At 69.4% G+C, this 14,417-nt stretch carries 13 protein-coding genes and 2 tRNA genes; 2 read left to right on the plus strand and 13 right to left on the minus strand.

Translation table 11 applies throughout. The features are described from left to right. Window positions 1-6 precede the first annotated feature (6 nt). Complete coding sequence (gene pdxR / locus H036_RS22095) at window positions 7-1,389, plus strand: MocR-like pyridoxine biosynthesis transcription factor PdxR (protein WP_017934167.1); 1,383 nt, start codon at window positions 7-9, stop codon at window positions 1,387-1,389. On the opposite strand, the gene H036_RS22100 is transcribed toward pdxR, so the two are convergent. The 4 genes from H036_RS22100 to H036_RS25295 are packed head-to-tail and all read right to left on the minus strand — an operon-like array spanning window position 1,319 to window position 3,842. Beyond that, window positions 1,319-1,798: a DUF4233 domain-containing protein gene (locus H036_RS22100; RefSeq protein ID WP_017934168.1), complete on the minus strand. Its 480-nt coding sequence runs from the start codon at window positions 1,796-1,798 to the stop codon at window positions 1,319-1,321. The genes pdxR and H036_RS22100 overlap by 71 nt on opposite strands. Next, window positions 1,795-3,165, minus strand: coding sequence for a bifunctional folylpolyglutamate synthase/dihydrofolate synthase (locus tag H036_RS0107495; protein ID WP_017934169.1), 1,371 nt, complete (start codon window positions 3,163-3,165; stop codon window positions 1,795-1,797). Before H036_RS0107495 ends, H036_RS22100 begins: the two co-directional genes overlap by 4 nt. A gap of 13 nt (window positions 3,166-3,178) precedes the next feature. Continuing rightward, window positions 3,179-3,610, minus strand: coding sequence for a type II toxin-antitoxin system VapC family toxin (locus H036_RS0107500; protein ID WP_017934170.1), 432 nt, complete (start codon window positions 3,608-3,610; stop codon window positions 3,179-3,181). Continuing rightward, complete coding sequence (locus H036_RS25295) at window positions 3,600-3,842, minus strand: FitA-like ribbon-helix-helix domain-containing protein (protein WP_017934171.1); 243 nt, start codon at window positions 3,840-3,842, stop codon at window positions 3,600-3,602. Before H036_RS25295 ends, H036_RS0107500 begins: the two co-directional genes overlap by 11 nt. Window positions 3,843-3,956: 114 nt before the next feature. Between H036_RS25295 and valS the strand changes: the two genes are divergently transcribed. Further along, window positions 3,957-6,596, plus strand: a complete 2,640-nt coding sequence (gene valS / locus H036_RS0107510) for a valine--tRNA ligase (RefSeq protein ID WP_017934172.1) — start codon at window positions 3,957-3,959, stop codon at window positions 6,594-6,596. A gap of 117 nt (window positions 6,597-6,713) precedes the next feature. Here the strand turns inward: valS and H036_RS25655 are convergent, their stop codons facing one another. The 9 genes from H036_RS25655 to H036_RS0107555 form a co-directional block, all read right to left on the minus strand. After that, a complete protein-coding gene (locus tag H036_RS25655) occupies window positions 6,714-7,550 on the minus strand; it encodes a hypothetical protein (RefSeq protein WP_017934173.1) in 837 nt (278 codons plus the stop codon). Between the two features lie 121 nt (window positions 7,551-7,671). Then, a complete protein-coding gene (clpX, locus tag H036_RS0107520; RefSeq protein ID WP_017934174.1) occupies window positions 7,672-8,961 on the minus strand; it encodes an ATP-dependent Clp protease ATP-binding subunit ClpX in 1,290 nt (429 codons plus the stop codon). Between the two features lie 158 nt (window positions 8,962-9,119). Continuing rightward, complete coding sequence (locus tag H036_RS0107525) at window positions 9,120-9,731, minus strand: ATP-dependent Clp protease proteolytic subunit (protein WP_017934175.1); 612 nt, start codon at window positions 9,729-9,731, stop codon at window positions 9,120-9,122. 3 nt (window positions 9,732-9,734) lie between these two features. After that, window positions 9,735-10,340: an ATP-dependent Clp protease proteolytic subunit gene (locus H036_RS0107530; protein ID WP_026145869.1), complete on the minus strand. Its 606-nt coding sequence runs from the start codon at window positions 10,338-10,340 to the stop codon at window positions 9,735-9,737. A 127-nt stretch (window positions 10,341-10,467) separates the two neighbouring features. Further along, window positions 10,468-11,454, minus strand: a complete 987-nt coding sequence (locus H036_RS0107535; protein ID WP_026145870.1) for a hypothetical protein — start codon at window positions 11,452-11,454, stop codon at window positions 10,468-10,470. Window positions 11,455-11,584: 130 nt separating this feature from the next. Continuing rightward, window positions 11,585-12,982, minus strand: a complete 1,398-nt coding sequence (gene tig, locus H036_RS0107540; protein ID WP_017934177.1) for a trigger factor — start codon at window positions 12,980-12,982, stop codon at window positions 11,585-11,587. A gap of 35 nt (window positions 12,983-13,017) precedes the next feature. Then, window positions 13,018-13,090: transfer RNA gene (locus H036_RS0107545), tRNA-Pro, on the minus strand. 39 nt (window positions 13,091-13,129) lie between these two features. After that, window positions 13,130-13,200 (minus strand) — tRNA-Gly (locus tag H036_RS0107550). 98 nt (window positions 13,201-13,298) lie between these two features. Beyond that, window positions 13,299-14,402, minus strand: coding sequence for a PP2C family protein-serine/threonine phosphatase (locus H036_RS0107555; RefSeq protein WP_051068618.1), 1,104 nt, complete (start codon window positions 14,400-14,402; stop codon window positions 13,299-13,301). Between the last annotated feature and the right edge of the window lie 15 nt (window positions 14,403-14,417).

The raw sequence follows: 14,417 nt of genomic DNA on the forward strand, positions 1-14,417 counted from the left end.
ACTCGGTTGAGCACACTGCCTCTTCGGCTGGATCGCGCCAGCGGGGTCCCGCTGCCGGCACAGCTCGCCGCCCAGGTCCGCGAGCTGATCGTCGCAAGGACCCTCGTCCGCGGCGACCGGCTGCCATCGAGCCGGGCCCTCGCAGCCGACCTCGGCGTCTCCCGCGCTGTGACCGAACAGGGCTACGAGCAGCTCGTCGCGGAGGGCTGGCTCGAGACCCTGCGCGGCGCCGGGACCTTCGTCGCGTCCGGCGGGCTGAGCACGCCGGCGGCCCCGGCGCGCGCACCGCGGCAGTCACCCGATCGGCCGCTGGTCACGCTCGACACCGGCACCCCGTGGATCGACCCACGCCAGCGAGCCGGGTGGCGGCGCGCCTGGCGCGAGGTGTCGGCGGCGGTTCCCCCACCCGGGTACGACGATCCGAGGGGGCTGCCCGAGCTGCGCGAGGCGCTCGCCGATCGGCTCGGCCGCACCCGCGGTCTCACCGTCGAGCCCGACGAGATCGTGGTGACGGCTGGCACCGCCGACGGCCTGCGCCAGCTGCTGCGCGTGCTGCCGCCCGGGCCGATCGGTGTGGAGGATCCTGGCTACCGGTCCGCCGCGGTGACGGTCCTCGACACGGGCCGCACGACCGTGGACATTCCCGCGGCACAGCCGATCACCACGCTGACCGGGCTGGCCGGCGTCTACGTCACCCCGGCACACCAGCATCCGCTCGGCCGGGTGATGCCGGCGGCCGAGCGCCTCGATCTGCTCGCCGCGGCTCGGGCCGCAGGTGCGATCGTGATCGAGGACGACTACGACTCCGAGTTCCGCTACGACGTGGCACCCGTCCCCGCACTGGCCAGTCTCGACCGCGAGCGGGTCGCCTATCTCGGCACGGCCGCCAAGGCCGTCGCACCGACACTGCGACTGGGCTGGCTGGTGGTGCCGCCAGCGCTCTCGGCTGCACTGAACGAGCGTCGCCTGGCCACCCACGATGGCGCCTCCTGGCCGGCGCAACGGGCGCTGCTGACCCTGCTGCGCGACGGCTGGGTCGACAAAGTGGTCAGGACGGCCCGACGCACCTATGCCGAGCGCGCACCCCGCGTCGCTGCGGCGCTCTCGCCGTACGCCGAGCTGGCCGGCCCGCTCGCAGGGATGTACTCGACCTGGCTGATGCCCGAGGACCTGGCGGTTGCGGCCCACGAGGCGGCGTTGGCCGCCGGCTTCCGCGTCAACCTGCTCAGCAGCTATGCCCGCAGCAGCGGGCACACCGGGCTGGTGATCGGGTTCGGCGGGATCACCGACGCCGAGCTGGACCGAGCGCTCCAGGTGCTCACTCGTGCGCTGGCGGCTGGCCCTGCTGCTGGTCCTGCTGCTGGCCCTGCTGCTGGCCCTCGGCCGTGAGTCGGTCGTACTCGGCGTAGGCGGCGGCCTTCTCGCGCTCGATCTTGCTCGACAGTGCCATCGCTCCCCACCAGAGCACCAGGAAGATGACGCCGAGCACGAACATCATGTGCACCAGGAGACCGAGCGCCAGCGAGACGATCTGGATCACCCAGCCGGCGGCGTACGCCCAGCGACGGCTCAGCATGCCGGAGAGCAGGATGCAGACCAGGCAGAGGCCGACTCCGATCGGCACCGCTGCCTTCCACGAGACGTTCCCGATCGAGATCAGCACCGGCGTGGTCAGGCCCAGCACGATCCCCTGCAGCACGAGGATCGCCGCGGCCATGCTCCGGCGCGGAGACTTGTCCCGGTCGTCGGCCAGCTCGACAGCGGGTTCCCCGGCCGTCGGCTCCGGCTGCTCGCTCATCGGCTTCCCTGCCGGCGCAGCAGGACGCGAGCCTCACCGACCGTGACGACCGAGCCGGTCACCAGCACCGCTCCCCCGCTGATCGAGCTGTCGGACTCCTCGGCCAGGGCGGCTGCGGCGTCGATGGCGTCGTCGAGGCGAGGTACGACGGTGACGCGCTCCTCGCCGAAGATCTCGATGGCAACCTGCCCCAGTCGGCGGGCCGACATGGCTCGCTCGGTGCTGTTCTGGGTGACGACCAGGTGCGAGAGGTGCGGTTCGAAGACCGACAGCACACCCTCGACGTCCTTGTCGCTCATCACTCCGATCACTCCGATCACGTGGTCGAAGCTGAAGCTGTCCTCCAGCGCCGCGGCGGTGGCCTCAGCGCCGTGCGGGTTGTGCGCGGCATCGAGAAGGATCGTCGGGCTGCTGCGCACGATCTCCAGCCGGCCCGGCGAGCTGACCCGGGCGAACGCGTCGACGACGACTTCTGCTGACAGCAGCTGGCCCTGCTGGTCCGGCGGAGCGAGCAGCGCCTCGACCGCGGCCAGCGCCAGCGCGGCGTTCTCGGCCTGGTGGGCGCCGTAGAGCGGCACGAAGACCTCGTCGTAGGTGGTGTGCAGGCCGCGCAGGCTCAGCACCTGCCCGCCGACAGCCGGATTCCTGGCAAGGACGCCGAAGTCGACCTCCTCCTCGACCACCGTGGCGCCGACCTCGGCGGCCCGGTCGAGCAGGACCTGCCGCACCTCGGGCAGCTGCTTGGCCATCACGACGGTGGCACCCGGCTTGATGATGCCGGCCTTCTCCTGGGCGATCGCGACGGGCGTGTCACCCAGGTACTGGGCGTGATCCAGGCCGATCGGGGTGATCACCGCGACCCGGCCGTCGGCGACGTTGGTGGCATCCCACGAGCCGCCCATGCCGACCTCGACCACGGCCACGTCGACCGGCGCCTCGGCGAACTTGGCGAACGCCATCCCGACGACGGTCTCGAAGAAGGACAGCGGGTGGGGCTGGTCCTCGTCGACCAGGTGGGTGTAGGGCGCGACGTCGTTGTAGGCGGCGACGAACTCCTCGTCACTGAGCTGTTCGCAGTCGACGCTGATCCGCTCGTTGATCTTCTCCACGTGTGGACTGGTGAACCGGCCGGTGCGCAGGTCGAGCGCGCCGAGCAGGGTCTCGATCATCCGCGCCGTCGACGTCTTGCCGTTGGTGCCGGTCAGGTGGATCACCTGGTAGGCGTGCTGTGGGTCGCCCAGCAGCTCGGTGAAGGCACGGATGCGGTCAAGGCTGGGCTCCAGCCGGGTCTCGGGCCAACGCGACAGCAACGCGTCCTCGGCCTCACTGATCGTCTGGGCCGGGCGGGCCTGGGGTGTCTCGCTCATCGCATGACCCACCTTAGGCGAGCGCCTCGATCTCGATGAGATCGGCGAAGTACTCGAAGTGACGGATGTCGTCGGTGACGATGCACCTGATGCCGTGCACCAGTGCTGTGGCCACGACGTTGGCGTCGTGGACCTGTCGCCCCGAGGGAGGAGTCGCAGCGATCAGCGTGAGCTGTCGTCGTACGACGGCAGCGTTCTCGGCGAGGAGGTCGCAACGCTCCAAGAACGTGTTCACGTTGGCCGTGGCGACCTCGGGTCGCAGGCCCATCCCGTTGTTGGCACGCGGCCGGGTCGATACCGCGACGTACTCGCGAACGATCTGGGGCGTGATCGCCAGGCTGCGCGGTCCGCCCAGGAGCATCAGCGCCTCGGCGTGGCCGGGTCGCTCAGGCTCCGTGGCCGCGAGCAGGACGTTGGTGTCGAGCAGCGTGCTCTCAGCGACCATCGGGATCAACGTCTCGGTAGTAGTCATCACGAGTCCACGGCCCTACATGGTCACTCGTCGCCATCACGATCCGATCGCCGAAGGAGATGCCTACCCGTGGCTCCCCGGCGGCTGCCGCGTCACCGAGGATCGCACGCAGCTCGGCCTCCAGCGAGCGGCCGTGCCGAGCAGCGCGCTCCTTGAGCAGGGCGACGGTCTCCTCCGGGACGTTGCGGATGTGAAGTGCGGGCATAAGCCAATGCTAGCGCGGCTGCTAGCACCAGCCGAGGCACACGCCGTGCGCCTGTGGACAGTCGCGGGATCGGCCCGGTTCGCGCAGGTCAGCGCGCGACCCTAGGATTTCCTCATGACCGAGCCACAGAGCAGCCACAGCCCCGACACGACGACGCAGCCGACCGCGCCCGTCGTCGTACCGGAGAAGCCGGCGCTCGAGGGACTCGAGTCCAAGTGGTCGCAGCAGTGGAAGAGCGACGACACCTATGCCTTCGACCGCACCCAGCCGCGGGAGAACGTCTACTCCATCGACACTCCCCCGCCGACCGTCTCCGGCTCGCTGCACGTCGGCCACGTCTTCAGCTACACCCACGCCGACCTGATCGCCCGCTTCCAGCGGATGCGCGGCAAGTCGGTGTTCTACCCGATCGGCTGGGACGACAACGGCCTGCCGACCGAGCGTCGGGTGCAGAACTACTTCGGCGTCCGCTGCGACCCGAGCCTGCCCTACGACGCCGACTTCACCCCGCCGGAGAGGCCGGACCCGAAGAAGCAGATCCCGATCAGCCGGCCCAACTTCATCGAGCTGTGCGCGCAGCTGGTGGTCGAGGACGAGAAGGTCTTCGAGTCGCTGTGGCGCACGCTGGGGATGTCCTACGACTGGTCGCTGCAGTACACCACGATCGGAAAGGACGCCACCGCCGTCAGCCAGCGTGCGTTCCTGCGCAACCTGGCCCGCGGCGAGGCCTACCTGCAGGAGGCGCCGACCCTGTGGGACGTCACCTTCCAGACCGCCGTCGCACAGGCCGAGCTCGAGGCACGCGAGTATCCCGGCGCCTACCACCGCGTTCGCTTCCACGCCTCGCGTGACAACGAGAGCGCATCGACGCTGCAGGACGTCTTCATCGAGACGACCCGCCCCGAGCTGATCCCGTCGGTGGTGGCGCTGATCGCGCACCCCGACGACGAGCGCTACAAGCCGCTCTTCGGTACGACGGTCTTCTCACCGATCTTCGGCGTTGAGATCCCCGTGCTCGCCCACCCGGCCGCGGAGCCCGACAAGGGCGCCGGCATCGCGATGTCCTGCACTTTCGGTGACCTCACCGACGTGCAGTGGTGGCGCGAGCTCGCCCTGCCGGTCCGCACCGTGATCGGCCGCGACGGCCGCTTCACCGCCGAGACGCCGGAGTGGCTGGTCTCGACCGGTGGCGCCGACTTCTACGGTGAGCTGGCAGGCAAGACCGTCCACTCGGCCCGTGAGGCGATCGTGGCCAAGCTGCGTGAGACCGGCGACCTCGACGGGGAGCCCAAGGCGACCCAGCGGATGGCGAACTTCTACGAGAAGGGCGACAAGCCGCTCGAGATCGTCGCGACCCGTCAGTGGTACATCAGGAACGGCGGCCGCGACGCCGACCTGCGCGAGTCCCTGCTCGCTGACGGTGCGGCCATCACCTGGCTGCCGGAGCACATGAAGCACCGCTACGACAACTGGGTCGGCGGCCTCAACGGCGACTGGCTGGTCAGCCGGCAGCGCTACTTCGGCATCCCGTTCCCCGTCTGGTACGCGCTCGACGAGGAGGGCAACCCCGACTACGCCCACCCGATCGTCGCCACCGAGGCCCAGCTCCCGATCGACCCCTCGACCGTCGCCCCGGCCGGCTACACAGACGAGCAGCGCGGCGTCCCGGGCGGCTTCATCGGCGACCCTGACGTGATGGACACCTGGGCGACCTCGTCGCTCACACCGCACATCGCCGGCCGCTGGGGCAGCGACGACGACCTGTTCGAACGGGTCTTCCCGATGGACCTGTGCACCCAGGGCCACGACATCATCCGCACCTGGCTGTTCAGCCGGGTGGTGCGCGCCCACTTCGAGAACGGCCAGGTGCCGTGGGCCAACGCGATGCTGTCCGGCTGGATCCTCGACCCCGACCGCAAGAAGATGTCGAAGTCGAAGGGCAACGTGGTCGTTCCGACCGAGATCCTCGACAAGTTCGGCGCCGACGCGGTCCGCTGGCGCGCCGCCCTCTCCAGGCCGGGCCTGGACTCGCCGTTCGACGAGACCCAGATGAAGGTCGGACGCCGGCTCGCGATGAAGGTCCTCAACGCCTCCAAGTTCGTGCTGGGCAACGTCGGCGCCACCGCGCTGGACACCTTCGCGGTCGCGGAGCCGATCGACTGCGCCCTGCTGGGCCGGCTCGCCGCCGTGGTCACCAAGGCCACTGACGCGTTCGACTCCTACGACTACACCAGCGCGCTGGAGACGGCGGAGAAGTTCTTCTGGGAGTTCTGCGACGACTACGTCGAGCTGGTCAAGGAGCGCGCGTACGGCGACGGCGCCGACCCGGCGACCGTCTCGGCGAAGGCCACCCTGGCGATCGCGCTGCACACCCAGCTGCGACTGCTGGCACCGTTCCTGCCCTACGTGACCGAGGAGGTCTGGTCGTGGTGGCAGGAGGGTTCCATCCACCGCGCTACCTGGCCGACCGAGGTCGAACTGGGCGCCGCGGCCGCGACCGATGACGCGGCGCTGGACGCCGTCGCGGCCGCCCTGTCCGGCATCCGCGGCGTGAAGTCGACGGCCAAGGTCAAGATGCGCGCCCCGCTCGCCCGCACCGAGATCACGGGTCCGGAGAAGCTCGTTCGCGCCGCCGAGCTGGCCGAGGGCGACCTGCGGCGTACTGGCAACATCATCGGCGACCTGGTCTTCACCGTCGACGCCGAGGCCACCGAGCTGCGCGTCAGCGCGGAGCTGGCCCCGGTCGAGGAGTGACCCCACCGGCCTGAGGCCGGCGCCCGATATGACGACGGCGGTCCACCCTTCGGGGTGGACCGCCGTCGTGCTGTCGTGCGAGGTGCCGCTCGGCCCGCGCCCGGCTCAGGCTCGGGCTCAGTGCCAGCCGTGGTGCGGTCCGCCGGCGCCGCCGTGCTCGGAGCCGCCGTGCTGGGAGCCGCCGTGCTGGGAGCCGCCGTGCTGGGAGCCGCCGTGCTGGGAGCCGCCGTGCTGGGAGCCGCCGTGCTGGGAACCGCCCCAGCCGGCGCCCCCGCCGTAGCTGTGCGAGCTCTTCGACGGGCCGCTCGTGGAGCCCGTGCCGTTCCAGCTGTGGCCGTGCTGCTTCGCGGTGCTCGTGGCCGTCGTCTTCGAGCTGGCCTTGGCGCTGACCGTCTTGGTCGTCCGCGTCGTGCTGTGACTCGAGGAGCTGCTCGAGGAGTGGCTGCCACCGTTGGCGCCCCAGCCGTGGTGTCGGCCTTCGTCCTGGTGCTGCGCGGAGGTCCAGCCCGACGTCCAGCCGTACGCCGGCGTCACCGACGGCTTCGGCGTCGCGCCCGGGGCGGTGGACTGGGCGGTGCTCGGAACGGCGGGCGGGGCAGCGGTCGCGTCTGTGGTCACCGCTGCCAGGTCGGCATCGGTGCCCTGGTCGGTGGCCTTGTCCTCGACGGCACCGTGGTGGCCCCGGGGCTTGACCGTCGACGTGCTCTTCTTCGCCGGCTGGATGACCGGATGCGACACTGCCACCGAGGTGGACGTGGGGGCGCTCGGCTTCGCCGGAGGCTGCAGCGGCTCATGCCGGGCCTCGATCAGCTGCAGACCGGTCACGACCGGGGCCGAGAAGTTCTGCCAGGCGTCACGCGCATAGCTGCGCATGCTGTTCGTCGCCACCACCACGATGCAGGCGATGGCGACAACCAGGAAGGCTGCCAGTGGCGCCTTGTGATTCGAGCTCACGCTCGCCCCTTCCCTGCCCGGACCAGGTTCGTTGCTTGGGTCACTAGTCTCCCCGATCAGACCGGTCGGATGCGAACGGTCCCGGCCAAAATGGCTCGAAGTGACTAGATGTCCGGGTGGGTCAGGCGGACTTCTTCTTCTTGACCTCGGCGTTGGTGATGAGGGTCGGAGCTGCCTCGCCGAGGACGACGTCGGCGGTCACGATCACCTTCGCGACGTCTCCGCGCGACGGCACGTCGTACATGGCGTGGAGCAGGATCTCCTCGATGATCGCACGCAGTCCGCGAGCGCCGGTCTGGCGCTCGAGTGCCTTGTCCGCGATCGCCTGGATGGCGTCGTCCTGGAACTCCAGCTCGACCCCGTCGATCTCGAAGAGCTTCTGATACTGCTTCGTCAGCGCGTTGCGAGGCTCGGTCAGGATCTGCACCAGGGCCTCCTGATCCAGCTTGGCGACGCTGGCGATCAGCGGCAGACGGCCGATGAACTCGGGGATCAGACCGAACTTGGTCAGGTCCTCGGGCCGGACCAGCTTGAGCAGATCCTCGGCGTCCTTCTCGGCCTTGCTGTGCACCTCGGCGGTGAAGCCCAACGTCTTCTTGCCGACGCGCTGCTCGATGATGTGCTCCAGGCCGGCGAATGCCCCGCCCACCACGAACAGGATGTTCGTGGTGTCGATCTGGATGAACTCCTGGTGCGGGTGCTTGCGCCCGCCCTGGGGCGGAACCGAGGCGGTGGTGCCCTCGATGATCTTCAGCAACGCCTGCTGCACGCCCTCACCGGAGACGTCGCGGGTGATCGACGGGTTCTCGGCCTTGCGGGCCACCTTGTCGATCTCGTCGATGTAGATGATGCCGGTCTCGGCCTTCTTGACGTCGTAGTCGGCGGCCTGGATGAGCTTGAGCAGGATGTTCTCGACGTCCTCACCGACATAGCCGGCCTCGGTCAGCGCGGTGGCGTCGGCGATCGCGAACGGGACGTTGAGCATCCGCGCGAGGGTCTGCGCGAGATAGGTCTTGCCGCAGCCAGTCGGGCCGATCACCAAGATGTTGGACTTGGCCACCTCGACCAGGTCCTCCTTGTGCTTGCCCGGACCGTTCGCGCCGCCCGGCTGGAGACCCGCCTGGACGCGCTTGTAGTGGTTGTAGACAGCGACCGCGAGCGCCTTCTTGGCCTGCTCCTGGCCGATCACGTAGGAGTTGAGGAACTCGAAGATCTCGCGAGGCTTGGGCAGCTCCTCGATGCTGACGTCGCTGCCCTCGGAGAGCTCCTCCTCGATGATCTCGTTGCACAGGTCGATGCACTCGTCGCAGATGTAGACGCCCGGGCCGGCGATGAGCTTCTTCACCTGCTTCTGGCTCTTGCCACAGAAAGAGCACTTGAGCAGGTCGCCACCGTCACCGATGCGTGCCATGGGCGGTCATCCTCCGAATTGCCTTGATCTTGAACTGATACTGCGCTGCTGCTTGCCGAGACAGGAGGGCACTCAACCCTCAGACGGTACCCCGCGCCGCGCCTCCTGTCGTGGATCCGGCGGTGCGGCGCGGGGCGCGCCGTGCTGTGTCGCTGAGCTCAGGCCAGGGCCGGGACGGGCGTCTTCAGCGAGCCCAGGACCTGGTCGATGATGCCGTACTCGACGGCCTGCTGCGCGGTGAGGATCTTGTCGCGCTCGATGTCGTGGCTGACCTCCTCGATGGACTTGCCGCTGTGGTCGGAGATCATCTTCTCTAGCAGCTCGCGCATCCGCAGGATCTCGTTGGCCTGGATCTCGATGTCCGAGGTCTGGCCGAACGTGCCCTCGGTATAGGGCTGGTGAATCAGGATGCGGCTGTTGGGCAGCGCCATCCGCTTGCCGTGCGTGCCGGCGGCCAGCAGGATCGCCGCAGCCGAGGCGGCCTGACCCATGCAGACCGTCTGCACGTCGGGCTTGATGAACTGGATGGTGTCGTAGATCGCGGTCAGCGCGGTGAACGAGCCACCCGGCGAGTTGATGTAGATGCTGATGTCCTGGTCGGGGTTCATCGACTGCAGGCAGAGCAGCTGCGCGATCACGGCGTTGGCGACGTCGTCGCTGATCGGGGTACCGAGGTAGATGATGCGCTCCTCGAACAGCTTCCCGTAGGGGTCGATGCGGCGGAAGCCGTAGGACGTCCGCTCCTCCCACTGTGGGATGTAGTAGTTCATCAGTCAGTCCTTCTTGTGGGCGGGACGGCCCTCGTCAGAGGCTTCCTTGGCGCTGGCGATCACCTTGTCGACGAGGCCGTAGTCGCGGGCCTCGTCAGCGGTGAACCAGCGGTCCCGGTCGGCGTCGGCGATGACCTGGTCGATCGGCTGACCGGTGTGCTTCGAGATCAGGTCGAGCAGCACCTTCTTGATGTGCAGTGACTGCTGCGCCTGGATCTTGATGTCCGAGGCGGAGCCGCCCATCCCCGAGGAGGGCTGGTGCATCATGATCCGCGCGTGCGGCAGCGCGTAGCGCTTGCCCGCCGTACCGGCGCAGAGCAGGAACTGGCCCATCGACGCGGCCAGGCCCATACCCACCGTCGCCACGTCGTTGGGGATGTAGTTCATCGTGTCGTAGATCGCCATGCCCGCGTCCACCGAGCCGCCCGGGCTGTTGATGTGCAGGAAGATGTCGGCCTCGGGGTCCTCGGCCGAGAGCAGCAGCAGCTGGGCGCAGATCGCGTTCGCGTTCTGATCGCGAACCTCGGAGCCGAGGAAGACGATCCGCTCCTTGAGCAACCGGCTGTAGATGTTGTCGTCGAGGAAGTTGAGCCCGGCGCCACCGTTCATGGTCGGCGCGTCGTACCCCTGGGGTGCGCTGGAGTTCAGGTTCACGTCGCCGACCATAGCCCTCGGAGGAGACAGAACCACGGGAACTCAGGCCCTGTTCGCCGACAGCGGATTTCGCGACCGTGTGTCAGACCAGCCAGCGCAGCAGGGCGTCGTGCACGTCATCGCGGTTCGTCATCGGCCCGCGGGCGGCCAGCTCGAACGACTCCGCCGTCGGGAACAGGTCGACGACGTGCCGCGGCCGGCCACCGCGACGGTGCCGCCACCACAGCATCCGGCCGAGCGTGGAGCCGACCGGGCCTGGGCCGAGCACCGCCTGCTCGCCGATGAGCAGGTGGTCGGCATCGACCGCGGGCTCCAGGCCCAGCTCGTCGGCGTCGAGGACCACGATGCCGGCGAGCTGCTCGTCGAGGCGCTTGCCGAGGTCGCTGGCGAGCCGACTCGGCTCGGTCGCATAGCGCGGCACCCCGAGCCCGATCACCTCGCTGACCCCGTCGGTCCACGGCGCCGCACCCGAGAGCCGCATCGCGCAGGCGGCTCGCACGGTCAGGCCGCCTCGGCCGGCGGCGAGGAGAGCGATCCGGCACACCGGCACCGGCCAGGCGTCCACGAGGCGCTGCAGCAGCGAGGCCAGCTCCAACCCGGACCCGGCGCCGGTCTCGCTGGCCCGGCCCTCCTCGAGCCGGGTGTGCACCGGCGTCCAGCCGAGCAGCTGCTGGAGCCTCTCAGCGTACGTCGCACCCGTCGTCGCGCTGCCCTGTTGCCATTGCCGCTCGTCGGCTCCGACGTCGGGCACCAGCACCAGGAGCCTGCCCGAGGCCGTGCCCTCCCGGGCGGCCAGCTCGGCGAGCTCGGCGGGGGTGACGTCGAGCCCGCCGTGACGAAGGGAGACCAGCGGGCCCCCGACCTGCGCCGTGGGCCGGCCCAGCGGCGCGGTGGCGATCGCCAGCGGTATCCGCACGGGCGCCGTCAGGGCCGCGAGCGGTCGGGAGACGGGCTTCGCCACGGGCGCCAGCGCGCGGCCGAACGGGCGGCCGACCCGGCTGCTCGCACGCCAGGTGTAGCGCAGGAGGCCTCCGAAGCGGGTACGGCGAGGCGCGGCGGTCGGGCTCACCCGAGACACCCTAGAGCCCATAGCGGCCTCCGGGAGGCGACCGCGTGAGGGTGCATGAAGAGGAACGGCCGCCGAGTCGGCACCCCACAGGGTGCGGACTCGGCGGCCGGTGCTGCGAAGCCGGCGAGGCTCAGGCCTCGGTGGACTCCTCCGCGGACTCCTCAGCAGAATCCTCGGTGGACTCCTCGCCCTCGGGAGCGAAGGTGCCGTCCGGCTGGAGGCCCTTGAGCACGACCTCGTTGCCCGACTTGTCGGTCACCTTGGCGGCCTCGACGATCTCGGCCAGGGCCTTGCCCCGGACGATCTCGGCGGCGTACTCGCTGATGTGGTGCGGGTGCTCCTGCAGGTGGGCGAAGGCCTCCTGCGGGTCCTGGCCCGACTGCTGCGCGCGACGGATGACGTGCTGGGTCAGCTCGTTCTGGTCGACGCCGTACTCGTTCTTGCCGGCGATCTCGTCGAGGAGCATCTGCGCGGCGATCGAGTCACGGACGCGGCGGTCGAGGTCGGCCTCGAACTCCTCCTGGGTCTGGCCCTCGTCCTCGAGGTACTTCTCCAGGGTGAGACCGGCGAAGACGAGCTGCTGCTCGAACTGCTCGCGGCGGTTGTTGAGCTCGTCGGTCACCAGGCCCTCGGGCAGCGGGATCTCGACCTTCTCCAGCAGCGCCTCGAGGACGGCGTCACGGGCGGCGGCGGCCTGCTCGAGGCGCTTGCCGCGGGCGAGTCGCTCCTTGACGTCGGCCTTGAGCTCCTCGACGGTGTCGAACTCGCTGGCCAGCTGGGCGAACTCGTCGTCCACCTCGGGCAGCTCCTGCTCCTGGACCTGGGTCACCTTGACGACGACGTCGACGTCCTGACCGATCAGGTCGCCGCCGACGAGCTGGCTGGTGAAGGCCTTCTCCTCGCCGGCGGAGAGGCCGGTGACGGCCTCGTCGAGACCCTCGAGCATGCCGCCGCGACCGACCTGGTAGCTCATCTCGCTGACCTCGGCACCCTCGACGTCGTTGCCGTCCTGGGTGGCCTTGAGGTCGATCACGACGAAGTCGTTCTCACCGGCCGGGCGCTCGACGTCCTTGAGGGTGCCGAAGCGCTCACGCAGCGCGTCGACCTGCTCCTCGACGTCCTCGTCGCTGACCTCGAGGTCGTCGACCTGAGCCTCGATGCCGCTGTAGTCGGGCAGCACGATCTCCGGCTTCACGTCCACCTCGGCGGTGAACTCCAGCGGACCGTTGTCCTCGAACTTGGTGACCTCGATCTCCGGCTGCGCCAGCGGAGTCAGGTCGTTCTCCTGCAGTGCCTCGGAGTACTTCTGCGGGAGAACGTCGTTGAGCGCCTGGTCGAGCACGGCACCGCGGCCGACCTGGCGATCGATCACCTGCGGCGGGACCTTGCCGCGGCGGAAGCCGGGCACGTTCACCTGCTGGGCGATCTGCTTGTATGCCTTGTCGAGGCTCGGCTTGAGCTCCTCGAAGGGCACCTCGACGGTCAGCTTGGCCCGCGTCGGGCTCAAGGTCTCGACGGCGCTCTTCACAGGCTTTCTCCTCTTGTTGATCGGTGGTGAAGCAGTCGGGGCGACAGGACTCGAACCTGCGGTCTCCTGCTCCCAAAGCAGGCGCGCTAGCCACTACGCTACGCCCCGCGAAATGACCTCTTCCCCGCAGAGAAGAGACTCGTTCCGAGCGGATGACGGGAATCGAACCCGCGTAGCCAGTTTGGAAGACTGGGGCTCTACCATTGAGCTACATCCGCGTGTCACCGCGCCGACGGCATTCCGCCTGCGAGCAACCCGCACATGGTGCCACACCAGCGGCAGCGGCACCCAACCGGTCCCATGCCCCGACGATGGCTCAGCCGAGCCCGCGGGTGACCACGACCATCGCTCGGTCGTCGTCCTTGGACCCGAGCGCGGTGACCAGCTTCTGGGCCGCACCGTGGAAGTCCCCGCGCAGCACCTGCTCGGCCTCGCCCAGCAGACGGTCGATGCCGAGGTCGATGTCACGCCGGGGCTCCTCGACCATGCCGTCGGTGTAGAGCATGATCGCGTCGCCCGCACGCAGCGTCCCGCTATCCATCACAAACTCCGCGTCCTCGATCAGGCCCAGCACCGGGCCCTCGCTGGCCAGGACCTTCCACCGGCCGTCGCCCGCCGTACGTAGCACGGCCGGCGGGTGGCCCGCCGTACGGACCTCGAACTCGCCGGTGTCGAGCCGCAGCGAGAGATGTACGGCGGTGGCGAAGCCCTCCTCCCAGCCCTGACGCAGCAGGTAGTCGTTGGCCGCAGGCAGGAACCCCTCGGGTGGAAGCGCGCTGAGCAGGCCACCGAAGGAGCCGGAGAGCAGCAGCGCCCGGGTGCCGGCCTGCTCGCCCTTGCCGGACACGTCGACGACCACCACCTCGAGTCGCTCGGGACTCGGGCGGTTGGCGACCACGAAGTCGCCGGCGAACAGCGTGCCGCCCGCCGAGGCCAGCGAGGTCTCCGCGTGCCAGCCCTCGGGGAGCTCGGGCATGCCGCCCTGGTTGAGGATCCGGTCACGCAGGTCGACGAACATCGACTCGCCCAGGAACCCGGCGACGCCGAGTCGGGAGCGACGGAACGACATCAGCAGCACCAGCAGACCGAGCAGGAACTCCACGCCGATCGAGACCTCGGTCAGCGTGGTGATCGGGCCGTGCCGCAACAGCACCGCGGCAACCAGCACCGTCATCACCAGCACCACGAACCACGGCAGCACTCGAGGACCGAGCACCAGGCTGCCCACCAGCAGCGGCACCAACAGCGAGTTGAGCGGCACCACATCGGGCAGCAGCACGATCGCGCAGGTCAAGACGAGGGCCAGGGCGGTCAGCAGCAACAGGGCACGAGCCTCCGGGCCCGAGCGACGCTGCTGGGCGCGCAGGGCGCTCAGTCGCCGCCGCAGCGCCACCGGCGCGATCGCGGCGTACACACTCATCCTGGCTCGCTTCGG

It is taken from the genome of Nocardioides sp. Iso805N (assembly GCF_000364605.1).
Taxonomy (GTDB): domain Bacteria; phylum Actinomycetota; class Actinomycetes; order Propionibacteriales; family Nocardioidaceae; genus Nocardioides.

Bases quoted from the DNA above. Each gene is read 5' to 3' on its own strand.
- H036_RS22100 (WP_017934168.1), bottom strand. From the start codon at position 1,798: ATGAGCGAGCAGCCGGAGCCGACGGCCGGGGAACCCGCTGTCGAGCTG.
- H036_RS0107495 (WP_017934169.1), bottom strand. From the start codon at position 3,165: ATGAGCGAGACACCCCAGGCCCGCCCGGCCCAGACGATCAGTGAGGCC.
- H036_RS0107500 (WP_017934170.1), bottom strand. From the start codon at position 3,610: ATGGTCGCTGAGAGCACGCTGCTCGACACCAACGTCCTGCTCGCGGCC.
- H036_RS25295 (WP_017934171.1), bottom strand. From the start codon at position 3,842: ATGCCCGCACTTCACATCCGCAACGTCCCGGAGGAGACCGTCGCCCTG.
- valS (WP_017934172.1), top strand. From the start codon at position 3,957: ATGACCGAGCCACAGAGCAGCCACAGCCCCGACACGACGACGCAGCCG.
- clpX (WP_017934174.1), bottom strand. From the start codon at position 8,961: ATGGCACGCATCGGTGACGGTGGCGACCTGCTCAAGTGCTCTTTCTGT.
- H036_RS0107525 (WP_017934175.1), bottom strand. From the start codon at position 9,731: ATGAACTACTACATCCCACAGTGGGAGGAGCGGACGTCCTACGGCTTC.
- H036_RS0107530 (WP_026145869.1), bottom strand. From the start codon at position 10,340: ATGAACGGTGGCGCCGGGCTCAACTTCCTCGACGACAACATCTACAGC.
- H036_RS0107555 (WP_051068618.1), bottom strand. From the start codon at position 14,402: ATGAGTGTGTACGCCGCGATCGCGCCGGTGGCGCTGCGGCGGCGACTG.